The 22,610-nt window shown below is 34.9% G+C and carries 26 protein-coding genes and 1 pseudogene; 18 read left to right on the top strand and 9 right to left on the bottom strand.

The genetic code is table 11. The features are described from left to right. The first annotated feature begins 105 nt into the window (after positions 1 to 105). The 8 genes from ACQKNC_RS12435 to ACQKNC_RS12400 all read left to right on the top strand — a co-directional run bounded on the left by ACQKNC_RS12435 (position 106) and on the right by ACQKNC_RS12400 (position 7,972). Entirely contained in the window at positions 106 to 774 is a 669-nt protein-coding gene (locus ACQKNC_RS12435; protein ID WP_427425155.1) for a response regulator transcription factor, read from the top strand. Then, complete coding sequence (locus ACQKNC_RS12430; protein ID WP_427425154.1) at positions 771 to 2,123, top strand: sensor histidine kinase; 1,353 nt, start codon at positions 771 to 773, stop codon at positions 2,121 to 2,123. Before ACQKNC_RS12435 ends, ACQKNC_RS12430 begins: the two co-directional genes overlap by 4 nt. Before the next feature lie 287 nt (positions 2,124 to 2,410). After that, the gene (locus ACQKNC_RS12425) at positions 2,411 to 3,322 is read left to right on the top strand and encodes an ABC transporter ATP-binding protein (protein ID WP_427425153.1); all 912 of its coding nucleotides are present in this window, start codon (positions 2,411 to 2,413) and stop codon (positions 3,320 to 3,322) included. Beyond that, on the top strand, positions 3,319 to 4,029 hold the full coding sequence (locus ACQKNC_RS12420) for an ABC transporter permease (protein WP_427425152.1): 711 nt from the start codon (positions 3,319 to 3,321) through the stop codon (positions 4,027 to 4,029). The genes ACQKNC_RS12425 and ACQKNC_RS12420 overlap by 4 nt, the downstream gene beginning before the upstream one ends. After that, the gene (locus ACQKNC_RS12415) at positions 4,030 to 4,764 is read left to right on the top strand and encodes an ABC transporter permease (RefSeq protein ID WP_427425151.1); all 735 of its coding nucleotides are present in this window, start codon (positions 4,030 to 4,032) and stop codon (positions 4,762 to 4,764) included. It begins immediately after the preceding gene. Between the two features lie 157 nt (positions 4,765 to 4,921). After that, on the top strand, positions 4,922 to 6,184 hold the full coding sequence (locus ACQKNC_RS12410) for an erythromycin esterase family protein (RefSeq protein ID WP_427425150.1): 1,263 nt from the start codon (positions 4,922 to 4,924) through the stop codon (positions 6,182 to 6,184). A gap of 599 nt (positions 6,185 to 6,783) precedes the next feature. Further along, entirely contained in the window at positions 6,784 to 7,335 is a 552-nt protein-coding gene (locus ACQKNC_RS12405; RefSeq protein WP_427425149.1) for a DUF5626 family protein, read from the top strand. Positions 7,336 to 7,813: 478 nt separating this feature from the next. Then, on the top strand, positions 7,814 to 7,972 hold the full coding sequence (locus ACQKNC_RS12400; RefSeq protein WP_082172635.1) for a DUF1540 domain-containing protein: 159 nt from the start codon (positions 7,814 to 7,816) through the stop codon (positions 7,970 to 7,972). Positions 7,973 to 8,017: 45 nt separating this feature from the next. Here the strand turns inward: ACQKNC_RS12400 and ACQKNC_RS12395 are convergent, their stop codons facing one another. From ACQKNC_RS12395 to ACQKNC_RS12385, 3 genes are all read right to left on the bottom strand, one after another. Beyond that, a complete protein-coding gene (locus ACQKNC_RS12395; RefSeq protein ID WP_427425148.1) occupies positions 8,018 to 8,263 on the bottom strand; it encodes a group-specific protein in 246 nt (81 codons plus the stop codon). Between the two features lie 122 nt (positions 8,264 to 8,385). Further along, complete coding sequence (locus ACQKNC_RS12390; RefSeq protein ID WP_427425147.1) at positions 8,386 to 9,480, bottom strand: sensor histidine kinase; 1,095 nt, start codon at positions 9,478 to 9,480, stop codon at positions 8,386 to 8,388. Continuing rightward, positions 9,471 to 10,196: a response regulator transcription factor gene (locus ACQKNC_RS12385; protein ID WP_427425146.1), complete on the bottom strand. Its 726-nt coding sequence runs from the start codon at positions 10,194 to 10,196 to the stop codon at positions 9,471 to 9,473. The genes ACQKNC_RS12390 and ACQKNC_RS12385 overlap by 10 nt, the downstream gene beginning before the upstream one ends. Before the next feature lie 157 nt (positions 10,197 to 10,353). On the opposite strand from ACQKNC_RS12385, the gene ACQKNC_RS12380 reads away from it, so the two are divergent. From ACQKNC_RS12380 to ACQKNC_RS12355, 6 genes are all read left to right on the top strand, one after another. Continuing rightward, complete coding sequence (locus ACQKNC_RS12380; RefSeq protein WP_427425145.1) at positions 10,354 to 11,277, top strand: ABC transporter ATP-binding protein; 924 nt, start codon at positions 10,354 to 10,356, stop codon at positions 11,275 to 11,277. After that, positions 11,270 to 11,968 (top strand): ABC transporter permease, encoded by a 699-nt coding sequence (locus ACQKNC_RS12375; protein ID WP_427425144.1) that lies wholly within the window; start codon positions 11,270 to 11,272, stop codon positions 11,966 to 11,968. Before ACQKNC_RS12380 ends, ACQKNC_RS12375 begins: the two co-directional genes overlap by 8 nt. A 22-nt stretch (positions 11,969 to 11,990) precedes the next feature. Then, complete coding sequence (locus tag ACQKNC_RS12370; protein ID WP_427425143.1) at positions 11,991 to 12,863, top strand: DUF4097 family beta strand repeat-containing protein; 873 nt, start codon at positions 11,991 to 11,993, stop codon at positions 12,861 to 12,863. Between the two features lie 29 nt (positions 12,864 to 12,892). After that, positions 12,893 to 13,549 (top strand): hypothetical protein, encoded by a 657-nt coding sequence (locus tag ACQKNC_RS12365; protein WP_427425142.1) that lies wholly within the window; start codon positions 12,893 to 12,895, stop codon positions 13,547 to 13,549. Between the two features lie 9 nt (positions 13,550 to 13,558). After that, the gene (locus ACQKNC_RS12360; RefSeq protein ID WP_427425141.1) at positions 13,559 to 14,101 is read left to right on the top strand and encodes a histidine phosphatase family protein; all 543 of its coding nucleotides are present in this window, start codon (positions 13,559 to 13,561) and stop codon (positions 14,099 to 14,101) included. Between the two features lie 179 nt (positions 14,102 to 14,280). Then, a complete protein-coding gene (locus tag ACQKNC_RS12355; protein ID WP_427425140.1) occupies positions 14,281 to 14,931 on the top strand; it encodes a uridine kinase family protein in 651 nt (216 codons plus the stop codon). A 107-nt stretch (positions 14,932 to 15,038) separates the two neighbouring features. Here ACQKNC_RS12355 and ACQKNC_RS12350 read toward each other — a convergent pair whose 3' ends face one another. The 4 genes and pseudogenes from ACQKNC_RS12350 to ACQKNC_RS12335 form a co-directional block, all read right to left on the bottom strand. After that, a complete protein-coding gene (locus tag ACQKNC_RS12350; protein WP_427425139.1) occupies positions 15,039 to 15,452 on the bottom strand; it encodes a helix-turn-helix domain-containing protein in 414 nt (137 codons plus the stop codon). A 498-nt stretch (positions 15,453 to 15,950) separates the two neighbouring features. Beyond that, positions 15,951 to 16,601, bottom strand: coding sequence for an SIMPL domain-containing protein (locus tag ACQKNC_RS12345; protein ID WP_427425138.1), 651 nt, complete (start codon positions 16,599 to 16,601; stop codon positions 15,951 to 15,953). Positions 16,602 to 16,672: 71 nt separating this feature from the next. Beyond that, positions 16,673 to 17,302, bottom strand: a pseudogene (locus tag ACQKNC_RS12340) (DUF2238 domain-containing protein). Positions 17,303 to 17,416: 114 nt separating this feature from the next. Further along, entirely contained in the window at positions 17,417 to 17,719 is a 303-nt protein-coding gene (locus ACQKNC_RS12335) for a YunC family protein (RefSeq protein WP_049663111.1), read from the bottom strand. A 192-nt stretch (positions 17,720 to 17,911) separates the two neighbouring features. Here ACQKNC_RS12335 and ACQKNC_RS12330 point away from each other — a divergent pair, with 192 nt between their 5' ends. Then, the gene (locus ACQKNC_RS12330) at positions 17,912 to 19,093 is read left to right on the top strand and encodes an NAD(P)/FAD-dependent oxidoreductase (RefSeq protein ID WP_427425137.1); all 1,182 of its coding nucleotides are present in this window, start codon (positions 17,912 to 17,914) and stop codon (positions 19,091 to 19,093) included. 19 nt (positions 19,094 to 19,112) lie between these two features. Further along, positions 19,113 to 20,000 (top strand): RNA polymerase sigma-70 factor, encoded by an 888-nt coding sequence (locus tag ACQKNC_RS12325; protein WP_427425136.1) that lies wholly within the window; start codon positions 19,113 to 19,115, stop codon positions 19,998 to 20,000. A gap of 59 nt (positions 20,001 to 20,059) precedes the next feature. Here ACQKNC_RS12325 and ACQKNC_RS12320 read toward each other — a convergent pair whose 3' ends face one another. Further along, the gene (locus ACQKNC_RS12320) at positions 20,060 to 20,182 is read right to left on the bottom strand and encodes a hypothetical protein (protein WP_427425135.1); all 123 of its coding nucleotides are present in this window, start codon (positions 20,180 to 20,182) and stop codon (positions 20,060 to 20,062) included. Positions 20,183 to 20,473: 291 nt separating this feature from the next. Between ACQKNC_RS12320 and ACQKNC_RS12315 the strand changes: the two genes are divergently transcribed. Then, a complete protein-coding gene (locus ACQKNC_RS12315; protein ID WP_427425134.1) occupies positions 20,474 to 21,211 on the top strand; it encodes a polysaccharide deacetylase family protein in 738 nt (245 codons plus the stop codon). Positions 21,212 to 21,308: 97 nt separating this feature from the next. On the opposite strand, the gene ACQKNC_RS12310 is transcribed toward ACQKNC_RS12315, so the two are convergent. Then, a complete protein-coding gene (locus ACQKNC_RS12310; protein ID WP_427425133.1) occupies positions 21,309 to 21,566 on the bottom strand; it encodes a hypothetical protein in 258 nt (85 codons plus the stop codon). A gap of 106 nt (positions 21,567 to 21,672) precedes the next feature. Between ACQKNC_RS12310 and ACQKNC_RS12305 the strand changes: the two genes are divergently transcribed. Continuing rightward, entirely contained in the window at positions 21,673 to 22,464 is a 792-nt protein-coding gene (locus ACQKNC_RS12305) for a DUF2268 domain-containing protein (protein ID WP_427425132.1), read from the top strand. Positions 22,465 to 22,610 lie beyond the last annotated feature (146 nt).

Raw genomic sequence — 22,610 nt, 5'->3', positions numbered from 1 at the left:
TGACTCTCTCACTTTACAGACAACGATTGAGTACAAATCTATGAAATCGTATAATACAGAATAACATTTATTTCTAAAATCTAGTTTAGATTGGGAGGATTACCATTGTATCGCATATTGTACATAGAAGATGAAAAAGAGATTGGCCAATGGGTGACAAAGGATTTAACAGAAAGAGGATATGAGGTTACATGGCTTGAATCGGGTGAAGAGGTCGATCAGCACATAGCCTCTAAGGATATTGCTATATTGGATGTCATGCTTCCAGGCTTGGATGGCTTTTCGATTGGCAAAAGAATTAAGCGGGAAAATAAAGAAATCCCGATTTTAATGTTGTCAGCACGAACTGCTGTAGAGGATAAAATAGAGGGGCTTAACTTCGCGGATGATTATTTAACAAAGCCATTTCACCCAGATGAACTTATAGCTCGTGTCGAAGTTTTACTAAGGAGATATCAAAAGAATGATGATGTATTAGATCTGCAGCATTTAAAAATTTATACGAAAGATATGCGGATTATCAATAAGCAGACCGATGAAGAAATTCAATTAACAGGAAAGCAGTTCTATCTATTACAGTATTTTATTCGCCACTTAAATCAAATTTTAACGAAGGAACAGCTTTATGAAGGTGTTTGGGGTGAAAGTTACATAGAAGGCGATAAAACATTAATGGTGCATATTCGATACTTAAGAGAAAAAATAGAATTAAATCCAGCCAAGCCGACGATTATCGAAACTATACGTGGCATTGGATATAGGGTGAAACTATGAAATTTTTCCGATCATTATTAGTAAAGTATATGTTGATTATTTTTTTAGCCATCTCCATTGTTCAATTATCATACTTTGCTATTGCAGCTTTTATGTTTGGAATAGGAAAAACTGATTTTTCAAGTGATGTTCTCAGGGAAAGCGAAGTAGAGGAAAAATGGCTTGTAGAAGCTAAAAGTATAAAAAATGTCACAGAGGAAACGATTGCTCAGCATTTTAAAGAATGGAAGGATCAATACCCAAAATCATCCATGTTTTGGGTAAGTGAGGACGGTACATTACTTACAACATTGAATGTGACGGAGCAGCTACCATTAAAATGGACGCCAGCATTTACGACAAAATTTATAAAAGATCATTATGGGGAAGATCCGTTTACAGTTATAGCTTTTTTAGGACAGGACGAATCGAATGGGTTTATCGTTTTTGAGATTCCTAGAGAAGTGTTTAATCCACCTCTTAAAAATGTTTATGAACAATATGGGAACCTCTTAATTGTTGGCGTTATTGCGATTATTTTATTTTTCATTGCTATATCTTTCTTATTCTTCAGAGGGATTCGAAAACGATTATTGCATCTCCAGGAAGCGATGGAAATACGTGATGTAGATGGTTTACCTGTTGAAACGAAGGTCAAGAAGAAGGACGAAATTGGTCAGCTTGAACATAGCTTTAATCGTATGGTGTGTGAGCTTAGGGAGAGTAAAAATCGTGAGCAGAAGGAAGAACAGCTACGACGTGAATTGATTGCTAATTTATCACATGACTTACGAACACCATTAACGAAAATACGAGCACAATCCTATTCAATTAGTAAAGAGGCATTATCGGAGGATGGAAAGCAAGCGATAAAGGCAATGGAAAAGTCGATTGTGAATATTGACGCTTTAATAGAAAATTTAATGTCTTATACATTGCTGATGGCTAGTAAATATAAATTTGAGCCGAAAGACATCAACGTTATACGTTTTGCACGAGAACAAATGACGACATGGTATCCGGTGTTCGAAAAGGAAGGCTTTGAAATCGATATTGAGCTACATTCATTTGAGAAAAACGAATGGCAAGTTGATTCGATATGGCTTGGACGTGTATTCGATAATCTATTTCAAAATATTTTACGTCATGCGAATAGCGGGAAATACATTGGTGTGGAAACTGAATCTACGGAGCACTATGATGCATTTATCATAAAGGATCACGGAAAAGGAATGAAAAATGAATCCGATGCCAAAGGTGCTGGTATTGGCTTATCAATAGTTGATATTATGGTGAAGGGCATGGATTTAGAATGGGATATTGAGTCCAGCGAATCCGGCACGAAGATTAAAATTAAACACTACAAATAGAATATTTCATGAAGCATGCTAAGGCATGGCTTCATTTCAGTAATTGTCCAAACAGTATGCCAGTAAAGCTTATGGCATGCTGTTTTTTTTATTCCAGATGAAAAATTGTGCATAGCCCCCAGGAAGCTTTGCTCTGCGCGAAAGCGAAGCGGCAGCAATAAAAGCGCCCAGCCGGAACGGAAATCAACCCCACGTTATGGTTGAGAGCATTTTTTAAACAAAATTTAAACTTGGACCTTACCTGTTTTTAACCTTCATTGCTTATGATAATTACAGAGGTGAGGACAATGGAATATATCGTACAAACAGAAAATTTATCAAAGAGCTTTGGTAAAGAGCAAGCTGTATCAAATATAAATTTAAAAATACGTAAAGGTGAAATATATGGATTTTTAGGGCCGAATGGAGCAGGGAAAACGACGACGATTCGTATGCTGCTTGGTCTAATGAAGCCTACTTCTGGGACAATTAAAATCTTCCAAAAAGATTCAACGAAGGAACGGATTCATATTTTATCAAAGGTTGGTTCATTAGTAGAGAACCCTTCCTATTATCCACATTTAACGGCCTATGAAAATTTGGAAGCGTTAAGAAGAATTTTAGGTGTACCGAAATCACGCATCGATGAAGTATTAGAAATTGTTCGTTTGAAGGATGCTGCAGATAAAAAAGTAAAGGGCTTTTCTCTTGGGATGAAGCAACGTTTAGGTATCGCTGCATCTTTGTTACATAACCCTGAATTACTTATTTTAGATGAACCAACGAATGGTCTTGATCCATCTGGTATTATCGAAATTCGTAATTTGATTAAACGACTTCCTTCAGAGTATGGAATGACAATTATTATTTCAAGCCATCTATTATCTGAAATTGATCAAATGGCTACACAAGTAGGTATTGTTACAAAGGGGAAAATGATTTTCCAAGATTCAATTGAAGCAATGCGTAGATTTGCTCAGCCAAAGGTAGTAATTAAAGTGAGCGATAGTGAAAAGGGCTGGCGATCATTAGTTGCAAATGGTATTAAAGCAGAACATAAGGATGACCTAATTTTATTCGATGAATGCTCAGATGAAAAGGTAGCACATATTGTACAAATCCTTGTACAAGAAGGCATTTCGGTTTATCGAGTAGAGGAAGAGAAACGATCATTAGAGGAGATTTTCCTTCAAATGACAACAGGAGAGCAAGCGCTATGATAGGAAAACTGTTAACTGCTGACTTTTTGAAAATTAAACGCAAAGGATTATGGTTTTTAACAGCTTTAGGACCAATAGGTGTTGTTGCCCTACAAATGGTGAATTACGGTATAAGGAAGGACTATTTGTTACAGCAAAGCGAGGACGATTGGGGCTACTATTTATTAAACGTTCATTCATTTACTTCACTTGCTATAGTTTTAGGGATTGCTATATTAACTTCATTTATGGCAAGCATTGAAAATGAAACGAACGCTTGGAAGCAATTAATTGCACTACCGGTCTCTAAATTAACAGTGTATTTATCAAAATTCACTGTTCTAGCAATTTTATTGTTTATGTCTTCCACGATATTAATGCTAGTGTCAATGGCTTATGGAGTGTTTTTAGATTTAGGAGATAGCATACCATATGCGGAACTTGCTAAATTTGCTTATTATCCGTATTTTGCCGCGTTGCCAATATTGGCACTTCAGCTTTGGATTGCAAGCGTTTGTCATAATCAGGGGATACCAATTACAGTAGGTATTTTCGGCGTGATTTTTGCTTATTCCTCATTTGTATTGCCTGACTGGATGATTTGGAAATGGCCATCGTTAATGAATCAATGGGATGAGCCCGTTATTAATGTCATGCTTGGAGTAGGCATTGGTATTTTACTGTATATTATCGGAATGATAGATTTTGCAAGAAGGGATGTAAAGTAAATGTGGTCTATACTGAGCGCTGAATGGTTTAAATTACGTAAATCAAAAATGGTGCCATTAATTTTGGCAGGACCTATAATCGGACTTTTTATAGGATTAACATCGAATTTTGGTGATATGGCAGATTCCGGAATTAATGAATGGTATAGCTCATTAATTTCTATGAATTTATTGTATGCATTATTATTTCTACCTTTAATTTCAGGAGTGTTTGCGAGTCTTATTTGTAGATACGAACATCAATCAGGTGGCTGGAAACAACTTTTAGCACTACCTGTAACAAGAGGGAAAGTGTTTGTCGCAAAGTATGTATTAATTATGCTTCTTGTGATGGCGATGCAGATACTATATTTATGTTCTATATATGCAGTAGGTCTTATGAAAGGCTACTCAGATCCTTTCCCGATGGAAATTGTGTGGAAAAGTATTTTTGGCGGATGGTTAGCGACAATGCCATTAGTCGCGTTGCAGCTTTGGACGTCCATTATGTTTAAAAGTTTTGCTGCTCCATTTGCAGTAAACGTTGTATTTACTTTACCGTCTATACTAGCAGTCAACTCAGCGCGTTTTGGGCCTTACTATCCATGGGGTCAGCCCTTCTTGATGATGAATGTAGGAGGCAATACAGGTGATGTTTTCTTCGTGCCTTGGGATCAATTATTAACAGTTGTAGGCGGAGGATTCGTACTGTTTTTCCTTGGAGGCTATTTATATTTCCAACGAAAAGCTGTATAAAGTGAACTTTAATCAGTGGGGATTTATTTCATCCACTGATTATTTGTCTTCACCAATCGGGCGATTATAGGTAGTTTAACTGTACCTAACGCTTCGCTTTCGGTACAAGCAGGTTAACATAGGATAACTTTTTTATAGATTAAGGAGATTTTTATTAATGGTATTTATTAAAAGGAGCTTTTTATTAATTTCAGCTCTATTTCTTTTATTTTCATTGGCGGGATGCGGCAAGGGAGAAGCCGTTAAGGATGCTTCAAAATATACATCCTCAGTTGAAGATATCGATATTCCAAATGATGTGAAAGTAATAGGGTTTGGAGAAGCAACACACGGAAACGTTGAATTCCAAACATTAAAGAAGGATGTATTTCAGGCTCTAATTAAAAATGAAAATGTTCATGTTTTTGTTTTAGAAGGTGATTTTGGTGGTGCTCAGCAAATTAATCAGTTTATTTTAAATGGTACTGGCACAGCTGAGGAAGCGGTAAAAGCTTTGGATTATGGTATCTATAAAACGGAGCAAATGATTGAGTTTGTTCAGTGGATGCATGATTATAACAAGACTGCCGATGAGAAAGATAAAATTTATTTTTATGGTAACGATATGCAACGCTATGATTATAGTAAAAAAGGGTTGCTAGACTATTACGAAGTGGTCAATAGTGAAAGTGCTAAGAAATATAAGGCACAGCTAAAAGATGTATCGAATAAAACAATGAGAGATTTATCAACTAGTCAGCTAGAGGAACTTGATAAAAATATTGATGCAATCATAAAGGATTTACAAACAAATAAAGACTCTTATGAAAAGCAATCATCGAAAGAAGCTTACTTATTTGCTGCTCAATATGCACAAATCATAAAGCAGCGGACGCAATTATTTTTAAATGACGGTAATTATATGAGTCTTCGTGATGAATATTTAGCTAAGAACTTACAATGGATAGTTGATTTTGAAGCGGCTCAAGGTCATGATAAAGTACTAATGTCTGCTCATAACGGACATATAGAGAAAACTTCTGCAAATATGGCAGGATACAAATCTATGGGCCAATACTTAGACGAAGTGTATAAAGATGCGTACTTTGCCATTGGAACGGACTTTGTTAACAATACGTTTCAGGCACAAAATGGGTCTGGTGAAAGAAAAGATTATACAATTGAGCATCACAACGCATTAATAGATGCTTTCAGCGAAGTGAAGGAAAATATTTTCTATGTAGACTTTAAAAAAGCTAGTGAATCTCAGGAGTTAGCCGAAATCGTGGCAAAAAAACAACGAATGGGTAATATCGGCGATGATTTTAGCTTCTGGTACAAGTTTACACAGATGCTTTATACAATTAAAATGACACCTGCTGAGGCATATGATGGCATGATAATTGTTCAAGAGGCAACACCAACAAAAGTTATTGAATAACAAGGTAAAGAGGCTGGGACATCACTGGTCAAAACTTTAAAAAGCGCGAGAAATCAAATTTAGAAATATTGATTTCTCGCGCTTTTCATGTCCTAGATTCACGTATGATGTAGAAGTAGTGCTAAGGGATAATTCCTTGGCACTACTTCCTTCTTTATGAAACAACCAGTTATTGTGTATATAGGATTTTATCCGTGTTTGTCAGCGTTTTTACTACCTGCAGCGTGTATAAAATAGTGCATGCTATGATACGTGCTTCTTTTTAAATTCCCTAATTTGTAATAAGGTTAGCAATTGTTAAACTTACTAACCAATTGTACATTTCATGCGGCAAAACGCTCATATCCATTCCTTATCATCAACGGATACTTCTAATTGACTGGTCGTGTTCGTTTGATATTGGTGAGCATGGCTTGATCTAGATAAGAGTATCTTTTTTCGTGAAAATGAGGTATTAAATTCGCGTTTTTGGTCAAAAAGGACAGATTTATATCATTTTATCAATACTTGATTAATTTGCGGAAAAATGTGATTTTTAAAATTTTATAGCTGATGGTATGGTTTTAACATAACTAGAAAAAAGTAAAGGAGAGTATTTTATGAAAAAAAGATTGATAAGACTGTTAGTATTTTTAATCAGTGTTTTAGGTTTTTATAATATCTCTGAAGCCAAAGCAAGTGAGGTAGTGAACGAGGAAAAAAGCGAAATTGAAATTAGTTTTGACCTTTTTGAAAATGGAGTTCAATCAGAAACATATATTGACGATGATGGAAATGAGATTACGATTATGATTGAACTGATTCAGAGAGAAGAAGATGGAATTACTCCACGTGGGAATGGATGGAGTTATTTATTCCCTTATGGAAAATCTTCTTATAAAGTCTCTCATATTAGGCCTAACCTTGGTATGAGTTACTATGTTGATGTCAATATACCAAAAAGTAATATTAATAATTCAAAAATCACAAATGCTTATGACGCAAATCATTGGAGCATATTAGGCAGTTTATCTGATACAAGTTTAACTTTCACAAGCAAAGAATCTATATTTTCAGCAAGTGCATCTTGGTTAGGTGGTTGGGGTGGTTCTAATGTCTGGTTAAAGGGGACTCTTTCGGGTAATGAACTAAAAATGACTGCCAGATATTAAATTATAATCCCTTCTTAACGGGGCTTATAATATATATATAGGAGGAACGGGACATATGAGCGGATTCTTTTCAATAATACCTATAACGGTTAATATTCTACCAATTCTTTTTGTTATATGGATTGTGATTACTTTGATTAAACTTCAACGTGAAAGTAATATGTTGTTAAAGGAAATATCTGAAAAGTTAAATAATGTAGACCGTAAGTCTAATAACCTGTAAATGATAGTTGAGTTTTATTTTTCTTCTACAAGTATTCATTTTTAAATATATATAGAAGAAAGAAAAGAGCATAAGGAAAAAGTGCCACAAATGGTTATGGGGTTAGGTCTTCGCATGCTTTGATACTAGAAAATAGCCAGAATTGGTGTTCTTCCGTTAATTACAATAAAACCTATTTGCAGATTAACCTTCTATTAATAAGTATTAAAATACCTCGATTTTGTTAATGATAACAAAAGAGGAGGTGTGGAAATAATGGCACAAGAAATTCTTTGTGAAGTTAATAACTGTACATTTTGGAACTCTGGAAACAGATGTGGTGCAGAAAAAATCTATGTTGTAAGTCAAAAGGGACAACAGGCATCTAATAGTGAAGAAACAGATTGTAAGACATTTAATCCTGAAACGCATTAAATTTTTAAGGGTAACCATTTATTTGGTTACCCTTTACCCATATCTTTATAAATAGACATCTATTTTTTCCTTGTTAAATAAAAGCGCATGAGCATTTTTCACTTTTTCCTCTACATAATCTAATGAATACTGTCCATAAGAATCTGTTAAATCGCCAATGGCACGAGATAAATTATCAATAATAGGAATCAACATTTCTGAGTGAGTAAGTTCTTCACCTTTATTCATTTTATCAGTAATTTCATGAGCAAGATGTTGAATCTTTCTTAGTCGCAATTTTTCAGATTGCATGGAATCCTCCTTATTGAACCAATTTATGATTCTTAAATATATGTAAAACAATACGATTTCATGAATGGTTCTGGCAGGCCTCAAATTGCTCGGGTGGAGTCCAAAAATGTTCAATTTTCATATTATTTTTTAGGTAATATAATAATAAACGTTGTCCCATTAGAAGGTTCGCTCTGTACTGAGATAGTGCCGTTATGAGCTTGTACGAGTTTATAAACAATTGCCATGCCCAGTCCGGTACCTTCAGAAGAAGATTCTGTTGTAGTTCCACGATAATATTGTTGGAATATATTCTCCATCATGTGTTGAGACATTCCTACGCCATTATCCACAATGTGGATTTCTACATGCTCAGCCTTATCAAAAATCTGTGTATAAATATTTGTGTTAGGTGGATTGTGGATAATGGAATTCATAAGAATGTTTTGTAATATGCGTTGCATGAATTTAGTGTCAAAATCTATATTCATAACAGATATATCGGCTTCAAAATGTAATATATAGTCACTGGCCTGTGGATTGTTGCTTATAGTAGCAACGATTCTCTTTGTAAAATCCACAATATCCTGATTGGTTTTATGTAAGGGTAACTGACCGTCTGTATTATTAAACTGAATGACGAGACTTAAATCTTGAATAAGTTCCTCCATATGCTTGCCTTTATCTGCAATTTCTTGAATAAAGGAACGGGCCTCCTCTTTGGACCAATCGTATTGTTCGTTTAATAATAGCGTAGAGTAGCCTGTTATATACGTTAATGGCGTTTTTAAATCATGGGATATACCAGCAATCCATTCTTGTTTTGCTTGTTCAACCTTTTCGCGTTCTGTTTCAGTAGCTTTTAATTTTCCGGATAAGGATTGTAGGTGTTGAAGTACCTCTTGATATAACATATAACGCATGCGGAGCTTTCCTTTACGGGTATAGATTTTAGAAAGTCCAGCAGGCTGTGTGTAGTCTTCTTGTGATAGCTGATGAATCCAAGACATTATAAAGCCAAGAGGACCCCCAAAATACCAACCAAATACAGCGATACAAACAATGGTGCTAAACCCGAAAATCCATGCGACTAGTAGACTCTGATAAGCTTCACTAACAGATTTTTTAAAGAGTGGAAGAATACCTTCGAGTCCGATAACGATACAAATTCCACTCAAAAGCATCCACAGAATAATCCCCAGCGCAAGATGTAACGTAAATCGAGTGTTTATTCGCATAGAGAATCCTCTTTCGGTGGAATGAATTTATACCCAATGCCCCTTAAATTCACAATGATTTTAGGATTACGCGTATCATCCCCAAGCTTTTTCCGTAGCTTTGAAATATGAATCGTGACGGTTTTCTCCTCACCATATACATCATTCCCCCATACGAATTCGTAAAGCTGTGAAGTTGTAAAAATACGATTTGGATTTTTACAAAAGAAGTGTAGCAACTCTAGCTCTTTAGCTGTACATTCAACGAGCTGATTGTGAACGGTTAATGTAGCAGATTCAGGATTAAGAGTAAAATAACCGAAATCAAATTTTGTACTCTGCTGTTGCTGAGAACTCTCATACATTTTTTGACGTCGAAGGATGACCTTTATTCGAGCGATGACCTCTAACGGATTAAAAGGTTTTGTAATATAATCATCTCCACCAATACCCAATCCCGTTAATTTATCAAAATCTGTAGAGCGAGCACTGACGAAAATAATGGGTGTATTTGTATGCTTGCGTATTTCTGTGCAAAGTTCAAAGCCACTTATATCTGGCAGCATGATATCGAGCAAAATAATATCGTAATGATTTTCTTTTACAAGCTGTAGTGTTCCTTTGCCCGTTGAGGCAGTATCAATATTTATAAAGTTTTCTTTCCGCAACGTAATTTCTAATAATTTTAAAATACCAATCTCATCATCTACGATTAGGACTTTTTCTGTAGATTCCATTTTTATCCCTCATTTCAATTTCATCATAACAGCTTCTGATCCTTATATCTTTACTATCTTGAAAAAGTTACTGTCATTTTCCATCGAGTTTACTTTGTTTTTACTTTCACTTATTAAGCTTAATGTAACGAATTCAAAATGGTAAGGAGCAAACAACATGGAAACTGTTATTCAACTACATCAATTAAGTAAGAGCTTTAAAGGAGTCGAAACCGTCTCAAACGTCAATATGAACGTTAAGAAGGGAGAGATTTATGGGTTTCTAGGTCCGAATGGAGCTGGAAAAACGACGATTATGAAAATGATTTTAAATTTAGTAAAACCAACTTCAGGTGAAATTAAAATATGTAATCAATCCATTTCTACTACTTCCTATCAATACTTGAGCAAAATAGGCAGTATTATCGAGTACCCTGAATTTTACGATAGGCTGACAGCAAAGGAAAATTTAGAGCTTCACTGCGAGTATGTTGGTGTTTATGAAAAAGGAGCTGTAAAAGAGGCACTAGATATTGTAGGTCTGGATGGAGTGGAAAATAAAAAAATACATGAATTTTCGCTAGGGATGAAGCAAAGATTAGGTATCGCACGGGCAATTGTTACGAAACCAGAGATTCTAATTCTTGATGAGCCGATTAATGGTCTTGATCCAATCGGTATTAAAGATATTCGGGAGCTTTTAATGCTTTTAAAAGAAAAGCATGGAATCACTATTTTAATATCAAGTCATATCGTGTCAGAAATTGAATCAATAGCAGATACAATCGGCATCCTTCATCATGGTCAATTATTGAAAGAGGTAAGGATGGAGGATATTCGAAAAGAGAACATGGAGTATCTGGAGATTGAAATAGATGATGCAAAAAAAGCGATTCATGTGCTAGAGAACAAGTTAGGAATTCGAAAATATGAAATTGTCAATCAGCATTGTATTCGAATTTTTGAACATGGCATTTCTCAATCTCAAATTAATAAAGAACTTATATTAAATAACATTGCTGTCAATGGTATTGAAAAACAGCAACAGCATTTAGAAGATTATTTCTTAAACCTTATTAATGGAGGGAATCAAATTGCTTAAACTATTAAGATTTGAATGGAAAAAGAATAGTATGTCTAGCTATTTTAAAGGCTTAATCATTTGTATTATTGGAATTTTTGCGGCAGTTGCACTTATGGCTGTTGGTTCTGGGGATGAAAAGATGTTTCTAGATTATACAGATTTTATGTCTTTAACAAATATTTTAATTCGCATTGTGTTTATCATTTTTGCGAGTGTGATTTTATCTCGTTTAGTCATAGATGAATACAAAAATAAGACGGTTCAATTATTATTTACGTATCCATTAAAAAGGAAAAAAATTATTCTTGCTAAACTGTCTCTAGTTTTCGGATTTTGTTTCTTCAGCATTATGATTGCGACCCTAATGATTAATATCGCTGTTTATTTTTTAAATCCAATGATGAACTTGTTTGAAACTCCTGCTGAGATACAGGAGATGGTAGCTACTATACCGTCTACTGTTATCAATGCATTTATGATGGCTGGTGTAAGCCTAATTCCTTTGTACTTTGGTATGCGAAAAAAATCAACTGCTGCTACAATTACATCTGCTGTTCTAATCGGATTTTTGATTAATGCAACGGTTTCAAATGGGGATACATCTGCAAGTTTATCTCAATTTATCATTGTCCCAACAATAATGTGTCTATTAGGGCTTATTATCGGCTATCTGTCCTATTATAAAGTCGATAAAGTAGATTTAACCTAAAAATGTGAAATGAGGATGTAAAGTGAAAAAGGTAATCATAGCTTTGATATTCGTTATTGCAATAGGAGGAATACTCTTCACCCTTAAAATCAAAGGAGAAAAGAGCATCACTGAAGAGCAGTCCTTTGATGTTAAGGAAATTGAAGAACTAGAATTAGACATTGAGTCTTGGGATATAGCATTAGAAAATACAGAATCTAAAAAACTAACAATAGAAATTGAAGGTAAACAACAAGAAAAGCAAGAAAACAATCCTGTTGAAATTAAGAAAGACGGAAATAAATTAAAGGTACTTCAACAAGACGCTAAAGAAGGAGTTATGAAAAATTTTAGCTTTGGAAAAAAAGGTACTATTCACATTTCTGTTCCTAAAAATGCTGTGAACAAAATTGCATTAAATAACAGTTATGGTGATATCAAAATGAACAACATTGAAACAAAAGAACTATCGGTTTCAACGGTTTCTGGCGCTAAAACCATTAAGGGGTTATCGGCTGATACAGGGACAATCACTTCAAAAGATGGTGAATTGAACATTGCAGACAGTACTTTAAACGAATTAACAATAGCCGCTACAAACGGTGATAGCTATATGACTAGAGTCAACAGTCCGAAAACGAAAATTACTTCGACTAGCGGTGAAGTCTTAATGAAAGAAATCATCGAAGGAAAAGCACTATTTGTAGAAACGGCTTCAGGGGATATTACGATCTCATACAAAGAGGCACCAAAATCATTAGAGCTTAAAGCGAATAGTGAATCATCTGATATAAGCGTTAGTTTAGAAGGCTATCAGAAAGAAGAACAAACGGATACATTAAAGAAAGGTAAGATTGGCGATGCGTCAAATAAATTGGAACTAATTAGTAAAGAAGGTATAATAACTGTAAAATAAAAACTTACAACCTGTGAGGTTAATGAATAATGTTAAGACGAGAACTAGTTTCAAAAGTAGCGGATAATATATTATATTTACAACTTCACCATCCAATTAGAGTAGCGATTAGTGGAATAACAGCTTCAGGGAAAACGACTCTTTCCAATGAACTTGCTGAAGAGCTTCGTCGAAGAAAAAAAGAAGTAGTACGAACAAGCATTGACAATTTTCATAATCCAAGAGCGATTCGCTATAGACAAGGAAAGGATTCAGCAATTGGTTATTATGAAGATGCACACGATTATCAAGCATTTAAAGAAAAACTGCTAATTCCTTTGGGGGAAAATGGAAATTGGCAGTATCAGACAGTTTCGTTAGATCTAGAAAAGGATGCATATGTAAATCCAGAACAACTGCTTGCAACAGACGATACCATTTTTATTGTGGATGGAACATTTTTATTTAAAAAAGAACTAATACATTTATTCGATTATAAAATTTTCGTACAGACAGATTTTGAGCTAGCCCGAAAAAGGGGAGCAAAACGGGAGACGATTGCATTCGGAAGCTATGAAAAAGCAGAGGAAATGTTTTTGAACAGATATCACGCAGCATCAAGTCTTTATTTAAAGGAGCATAACCCTCAAGAAAATGCAGATATTGTGGTTAATAACAATGATGTCGGTTCTCCATATTTTCTCTAGGAGGTTTATATGGTGAAGTATATTTATGTAATTAGACATTGCGAAGCTCAAGGACAATCGTCGGCTGCTTTTTTTACAGAAGATGGCTTTCAACAGGCAGAAGATTTAGCTGATTTTTTCGCTGACATAAAAATTGATCGAATCATTGCCAGTCCCTTTTCACGTGCAACTCAAACTATAGAGCCGCTGAGTAATAGGAAAAATATAAATATTGAAATCGATGAACGGCTTTCAGAACGCATTTTAAGCACGAGAGATTTACCCGATTGGTATGAAAAACTTCAAGCAACTTTTACCAATATGGAGTTAAAGTTTGACGGTGGAGAGTCAAGTAGCGAAGCAATGAAACGGATCGTTCACGTAGTTGAGGAAACTTTCCAAAGTGATGCCGAGCATTCTATTATTGTTAGTCATGGAAATATAATTACTTTACTATTGAAGCATTATAATAATGATGTCGATTTTAAAGTTTGGAGAAATTTAAGTAACCCAGATATTTTTCAATTAAGCACTAAGCATAATGAAATAATACTAGAACGTGTATGGAAATGATAAAAGTTTGTTTTGCTTAAAATCGCCTCCCAATATAGGAAGAAGATCGCTTCTGTAGCTACGTTTTCTGCGTTTGTTAGGGCGGCAGCAGGAGCTTATAAAAATTGCGAATTAATGAGGTGGTATGAATCGAATTTCATACCATCTATTTTGTGATTGTTGGTAAAAGGAGAAGGAAGATGGAGAAGATACTTCAAGAAATACTGAATTGGATAAAATTAAATGATAGAAGGATTATTATTGGTATCTCAGGGCATGGAGCAGCAGGGAAAACAACGTTTGCCAATAAACTTGTTAATTGTCTAAATCAAAATGAAGTGAATTATATGAATACAGATCCGTATATTGTTAGTTCAGATATACGTAAGCAAACAATTATCGACTATACATATCAAAATGAAAAACATTGTTTCAAAATGACGGCTTGTCATCCAGCAGCCCATCATTTGCCTTCTTTAGAAAGAGATATTCAGATGGTTCGAGAAGATCTAGATTTATTGACAATAGATACGCATTATATGAAAAGTACGTTAATTTCTTCAAAGACTAAAGTAACGATTATAGAGGGAATGAGTGTAGCATTTATTAATCCCGAATTATTTGATTTAAAAATTTATTTTTATACAGATAGTGAGACGGAATTAATGAGAAGGTCGGGTCGTGATGTATTTGAAAGGGGAACTGATATCAACTATTTAAAGCAGTCCCATGAAGAACGTCGGATTCAATATGAATTGTTTATGCATTCGTATAGTCAGCCATTTGATATTATTTTTAAAACGTCTGACGAAGTAGTGTGTCTAGAAAAAAATTTATTTAATCCTAAATAATATATAGTCATGTATGCGGAATGTTCTTGATGTCCATATGTATTGGTATGTGTGTTGAAACCCAAGGAAAAGCAGATAGGCCTCTTTTCCTTGGGATTTTGATGTAACTAATTCGAATGTTTTCTCATATAAACATAAAGCTCAATACCTAGCATAAAGAGCGTTGCAATTAAAAATCCAATCATAAAAATATCGTGTACAAATGCAAAATACGCTATATAAATTACAATAGCAACTAAAAATAAGATGACGAGAAAATGAAACTTTACTGCTTTTTCATTATTCACGATTTGCTTTTTTATATTGCTGTTACCTTTAATCAAATTATCTAAACTAATATTCATTTCATCGCTTAATAAAATTAAATTTTCAATATCTGGAGCACCCTTTTCCTGTTCCCATTTTGAAATGGCCTGTCTAGTAACACCGATTTTATTTGCCAATTGTTCTTGGCTTAAATTATTACTTTTACGATAATCTAAAATCGATTTGCTAATTTGCATTTTTTTCATTCCTTTCATATTTGATATCATCACCATACCAAATTTACTGCTGTTGCAAACGAAACCAATAGTATCAAGTCCGCAACGCTACGTTGCAATTAGATTAACTGTGGAATGAGAGTGCTATTGTTTTAAACCCTCTCGAAAAATGTTGTTTAGGTTCTTTATCGAAATTTATTGTTATTTTGGCTCATCACCATAACGTGTGGTTGATTTCCGTTCCGACTGGGCGCTTTCCTGGGGGCGTCCGATGAGCCGCTTCACTCGCGTTGCTCGCTCCAGGGTCTCATCTGTGACGCTAATCCCCAAGGAGTCGCCCAGTCTCCACTCCAATCAACTAATATACAGGGCGTATATTTTAAAAAATATCATCCGCAACTTTCGGTGATGACGTATTATTTTTTCTATAAATTCAATAATCTTACATTTATCTGCAGAAGAAAAGCGAAAACTCTCGTATCGTAATTGTTGTCGAGACAAACCATGAGAGGAGTTTTCGCTTTGGAATTATACAATTTAATATTGAAATTTCACTCGAACAGTCGCATTAATGGCTATTTGACCTTGTTCAATAGGTGTCGGAATTTTGGAATCAACCATCGCCATTGATCTATACAGAACTGGGGCTTTTTCTAGTTCTTCAACAATTTCAATAGGTTGTGGTTGTAAAGGCAAATGCATCGTCTCTGCAATTGTTTTAGCCTTCATTTGAGCATGTTGAAGGGCTAAACTGAGAGCTTGTTGATAATAGGCATCTACATTGTCGATGTTGAATTGGATAGAGGAAATCCGATTTGCTTCATTTTCTACTGCTGTATCAATAATTTCACCAATCTGGCTCGTATCCGTTACTTTAACGGTAATAGCATTTGTTACTTCGTAGCCTTTAAAAATCTGTTTGCCATCCTCATAATCATAAACTGGTGAAATAGTATAAAAAGCTGTTTGAATATTTTCTCTCGGGATATGGAGAGCTAAAAGAGATTGGATGACACGATTCATAATTATTGCATTTTCTTGCTGCGCCTCTTGTACATTTTTCTCTCTTGTTTGGACTTCTATTTGAATTTGAACATAGTTTGGAGTAGCCATTACTTTTCCATTTCCGGTGACCTCAATCATGCGAGATGTATGGGGCAATTGCTGACTAACGTTTGCATAGTACATAGAATACCACCTTTCAAATGGTTCATATAGTTATGCTATGCTTGCTACAGAGAAAATTTGTTTATCATCATTTACTTTGCCTGTCTTTTCAATAATTTATCATGGAATTTTGTAAATAGTGATAAAGTTAAAATTTTCCAATTGAGGACGAAAACATGTCCCATTGTGCATCCCAGCGATCTCCCTGCATATCTAAAAAGTCTTCGGCTCCTTCACTACCCTTTGAAATTCTTGTACTGAGCCATTCAATGATTTCGTAGAGAGCAGGAATAGCAAGCATAATGCTTATCGTTATGCCCGTTAGCCAGGCGCCTTTTACTAGTGGTGTTTTTCGTATTTATTTCTCTTATGACAATGGCCATCAAACCTTTTAGGAAATGCCCAAAACGATCGTAGTCATTCCGTTATAAGCAAAACTCCTCTTTAATCCAGTTGAAAAATGGAACCTCAGCATAAGTATAGTGCCCACCGATAAATGTTAGAATAGACAAAAGGGCAATGATAAAATAAGAAAACGTTGTAAAGCGAAACTTGTTATAAATCGCGACTACAATAATAATTGCAACGACAGCAGGACTTACCTCTGCGACCCAGTCCAAATAGGATACTGGTTTTATTACAGATCACACGAAAACGGTAAGTACTATTAACAACAAAATTCCGTATATTTTCTGATGTTTATCTTTAGACAAAACGAACATTCCTTTTGTCTAAAGTATAGGGATAGGGTAAAAAGCTTATACACCTTTACATAAGACAGAAGCAAAAAAGCGCCTAGTCAAATTAAATTGCACTGACGCTTTGTAAAAAATTTGTTATACCATTTTTAATAACGCCTCTACACCAGACATTCCCTCAGTAATACCAAGTTGATGCGCTTCATATGTCACGGATTCTAATGGAGCTGTCAATAGCTCATCAATTGTTTTTACACCAACTGCTCGACCAGCGATAATCTTCCGGTCTGCTAAGCGATCATTTAATAGACCAACATCTAAAGCCCCACACATAATGTAGCCCGTATCATTTGAAATTGTCAGCAGAGTTGTTTTTGGCAATTGAACAACTACTGCAGTGAAAAAATGGCCTTTAATCATAATAGGCTCAATTATCACCATCCGAAATCACTCCTTTTCTCTATATACATATGGCGATAGATAAAAAGGTGTTCGAAATTTTTACTAAAAATTATTTGTCACCAAAAACGAACGGAGCAATGTATTTTTCTCGATCGTGCCTTTTAAAATCTTTATAAATGATGTCACAACTGATTATGTGAATTCGTTATAAGGGAAAAAGGAGGAGTTATGATGAAAAATATTGTTATTGTTGGTGGGGGTTATGCAGGAATAAATTTATTAGAGGGATTGAAAAAGGAGTTCCAAGGTCAAATCGGGAAATCAGTAAGAGTTATTTTAATTGATAAAAATAGTTATCATTTTAAAAAAGTATTACTTGTTCGGGCTGCGATAAGGGATATAAATTTGAAAATACCTTTTAGCGAATACTGTCAGAGCGGAATCGAATTTATTCAAGGGGAAGCATTAGCTCTTCAGAAGCAAAATCAACAAATTACTATTAATATGGAAAACGAGAAAACTATAAATTTACATTATGATTACTTGGTGCTGGCATTTGGAAGTGTAATTAGAGAGATATCTAAAGGTTTTGGAGGAATCACTTTAAAAGATAAGCGGAGCGCCATAGAAATAAAAGAACAACTATTGTCACTGATGGAATCATTTAAAGCCTTGGAAAAATCACAACAAAACCAAAGTTTATTTAAGGTAGCTGTTGTAGGCGGAGGAATCGCAGGTATTGAAACAGCTGCTGAAATTGCCGTGTGGTCTAAAGAAAAGTTGGCAGAAGCAGGTGTTAATCCAAGTTTAGTGGAAGTTTTACTTTTTGATGCAAAGGATCGACTTTTACCAGAAGCACCTGTGAAAGTAAGTGAAAAACTCGTCAGCCATCTTAAAAATATTGGGGTAGTCGTCAAAAATAAAACAAGGGTTTCTCACTGTACAGAAGGTCAGATATTTACTAATGATGGCCAAAAATATTCTGTGGGAACTTGTATCTTTAATCCTGGAGTAGAAGCAAATCCAATCATTTCTAGATTAGGTTTACCTATCTCAGAAGAACATCGAATTATTGTTAATCATTCCTATCAGGTTAAAGATGAGGAGCATATTTATTCCATTGGTGATTGCGCATTAGTAGTAGATTATAAAAATAATCATCCAGATGGTATGACATGTAAGGAAGCTATTCCACAAGCGACAAGGCTAAGTAAAATATTGAAGGCATCAATAAGCCAAACACCAGTGAACATATTACACGAATCATATCCCGTAAAATTCTTTTGTATTAGTTTAGGACCAAATAACGGGTTTATGTGGACACAAAAATGGGGGCTTGATTTTACGATAACTGGAAAAATAGGTGCAAGAATAAGAAACTACACTTGGGAATTAGCAAGTCTTCAAAAATAAACAGCTTAAGAGGTGAGCAATGGATAATGAGTTAATAAGTCAGTTGTATAAAGAGTATAAAACACTGCTTTTTTCAATTGCCTATCGCATGACAGGTAGTGCATCAGATGCCGAGGATATCGTACAGGATGTATTTGCACAGATAGGGAAAACCGGAGTAAACCATATGGACAATATAAAAGCTCTTTTATGCAAAATGGTGACGAATCGTTGCTTGGATTTGTTGAAGTCTTCAAGGAAAAAAAGAGAATTATATACGGGAACATGGCTGCCTGAACCTCTAGCATTACATGAGGAGGATCCTTTGTTTACTATTTTAAATGATACGAGTATTTCACTGGCAATTATGATTTTGTTTGAGGAACTAAATCCAATTGAGCGGGCTATTTTTATTCTGAGAGAAGTTTTTGAATATGAGTATCCAACAATTGCTGCAATCGTTGATAAAAGTGAGATAAATTGTAGGAAAATTTTAAGCAGAATAAAAAAGAAATTACCTGAGTTAGTTAGAAAAAATAGTATAGTTACAGACAAGTTGGAAATACAAAATACAGTGACTGTTTTCATGTCAGCTTTTCAACAAGGAAAGGTCAATGAGCTTGTTCATATTTTAAAAGAAGATGTTGTCTATTATGCAGATGGTGGAGGAAAGGCTACAGCTGCATTACATCCTATTTACGGTCGTGAAAAAGTTTCCCGTTTATTATCTGCTCTTTTCCGTAAGTTTGAAAATAATGAAGAAAATTATCAATTAGAAATGATGAATATTAATGGTATAACTGGCTTAGCATTAATATTCGAAAATAAAATTCAGGCAGTAATTGGCTTCGAAGTTGAACATGGACAAATCGAAGCAATTTATTATATGGTAAACCCTGAAAAGTTAAGATATGTTGCTGAAAATTGATTTATACGTAAAAAGTAAAAGAATCAACTCGTTTTATATGAGTTGATTCTTCTTTTTAATTATTTTGTATAAGAAAGCATAGCTGGTTGCTTGAAATTTTTTAATGCAACTGTTGCCTCATTTTTAGTTGTATACTCGAACATACGATAAGTATTTTGTTCAAAAACTGTAATAATCCACATAATGAAAAATCCCCTTTGTTGGTTTTTTGTACTATAACAACTGGCGAAAAAACGAATTATTCCTCTTCCTGTTATATATCAGTCATGCCTTTTATTTTACATCAATCAGTGAAAAAATAAAGTACTATGTGAGTGTTTTCACATTTTGTTCAAAATATAACAGGGAAATTATAAAATTTTTATGCATTTTAAAAGGAGAAAACAGCCAAACCTTCATAAGTATAATTCATTGCAATTCGTAAATAGTAAGTTGACGGAGTTATGTGAATTTGAACTTGGGAGGTGATGCTTATGACACGTAAATATGTATTGGTTTTATCCCTTTGTTTTTTTATCATATCGGTATTTTTTACAGAGCTGACAACCCATGCGGATAAAGGTCGACCTTATTATGAGGAGACAGGAGAAGTTGTGTGGGACATTAACACAAAAGACAAAATAATTGCTCTAACCTTTGACGATGGACCTCATCCTAAATATACGGCAGCTATTTTAGATGTATTGGCAAAGTATGATGCAAAGGCGACATTTTTTATTATTGGAAAAAATGCAGAAAAATATCCAGACCTTGTTTTACGATCTTATTCTGAAGGGCATGAGCTGGCCAATCATACGTATTCACATCCGTTTAAAGCTTCTATAGCAGAATTACATGCACAACTGCGTAAGACAAAGGAAATAATTTATGGTATTACTGGATTTTCGCCAGTTCTGTTCCGTCCTGTAGGTGGTAACTATAATGATCAAATGATCAATGCCGCTGTTAAGGATGGATACAAAGTGGTTATGTGGTCTTGGCATCAGGATACTCAGGACTGGAAACAGCCAGGGGTTAACAGAATTGTCCAAAAAGTGATGAAGGGGTCAAAGCCTGGAGATGTTATTTTGTTCCACGATGGAGGCGGCGATCGTATGCAGACTATTAAGGCGCTGGAAGAAATCTTACCAGAACTTAAAGAACAAGGTTATACATTTGTCACAATATCCGAGTTGATTAAAAGTAAACAGCAACAAGAGAAAGTACAATAAAGGAAAAATAGGCCATCTCAGCAATGAAATGGCTTATTTTTTCAATGACAGTAAATCTGTCATCGAGCAGCGGAAAGTATAATTAGTCCTTTCGATATTACCAGAATAATAGTGGTGCTAGTGCAATTCCGGCAACCACTCCAAATGCAATGCCAACGCCAAAACCTGCTCCTGCTCCTCCCCAACCCCAATATCCTAAACCATAACCGCCAAATCGTCTATCAGGTTGAATCCACACCTGTCTTCTATCCACCCTAGTTATTTCTCCATAATGTACTCTGCCATTTACTTCTTCAATTCTTACACGTTTACCATGATATCTACAACAAAGATTATAAGTATCAGCTGGATTCACAAACTATCCCTCCTTTCGACTTCCTTACAAGCTAATATATGCGGTTGCAATCATTATCACTAGCCGATTGACTACTTTAGCATAAGCTATAGTAAGGAGGGAATGTATGTCAGTAATACCAACAGATGAGTGGCTCAATGAATTAATAGCTAGTCAAAAACTTAAAAACAGTGAAAATCTTGAAGACTTACAACGCTCTATTCTTTGCGCTCGTTTAGGAGAGATTTTTATTGGCGGATCTCCAGATGAAATACAATTTGAACTACAGCAACAGGGACTTTTTCAATCCCATGAAAAAATAGACATTTACAAGTTAAAGAAACAAAACGTTTGGGAAGAAGTACAGAAGGAATTTATATATTTAAAGGAGAAATGGAGCGGTCCAAATATACCAATCTATATCTTCCCGATAACGCAGGAGCAAACATTAACCAATAAAAACGGTGTTGCCTATCCAAATGCTATGTTTTTATATATTGGAGAGCTTGAAAAGCAGGAGCTTAAAGCATTATTTACACATGAGTATAATCATGTTTGTCGTCTGCAATATTTAAATAAATCTCTAGACGAAGTGACTCTGTTAGATTCTCTAATTTTAGAGGGGTTAGCAGAATGTGCAGTGGAGAAGATTTACGGTGATAAATGGTTAGCACCATGGTTGAGATACTATTCATTTGATAAGATGCTAGAAATATGGAAGGGGCATATTTTGTCTCAAATCAATATTCAAGGATTAAACAATCATGGTGAGTTTCTATATGGTGGAAAGCTTCCTCAATGGATAGGGTATTGCATTGGTTATGAAATAGTAAGGACCTATATAAAAAATCATTCATCAAATAATCTGCATGTAAAAAGTTCAGAGGAAATATTGGCCGGGTCTGATTTTTCTTTATAAACAATACTTATGTAAAAGGTTCATCACCGAAAGTTGGGGATGGCATTTTGTTGAAACGTATCACAGATAAGACCCCGGAGCGAAGCGGGTAGTGTTCGATGCCTCATCGGACGCTACTAGGAAGCTTTGCTCTGTGCGAAAGCGAA

Source organism: Lysinibacillus sp. NPDC094177, assembly GCF_050279145.1.
Classification (GTDB): Bacteria; Bacillota; Bacilli; order Bacillales_A; family Planococcaceae; genus Lysinibacillus.
Note: the sequence above shows the minus strand (reverse complement) of the source record. Positions and strands in the feature narration are given on the sequence as shown.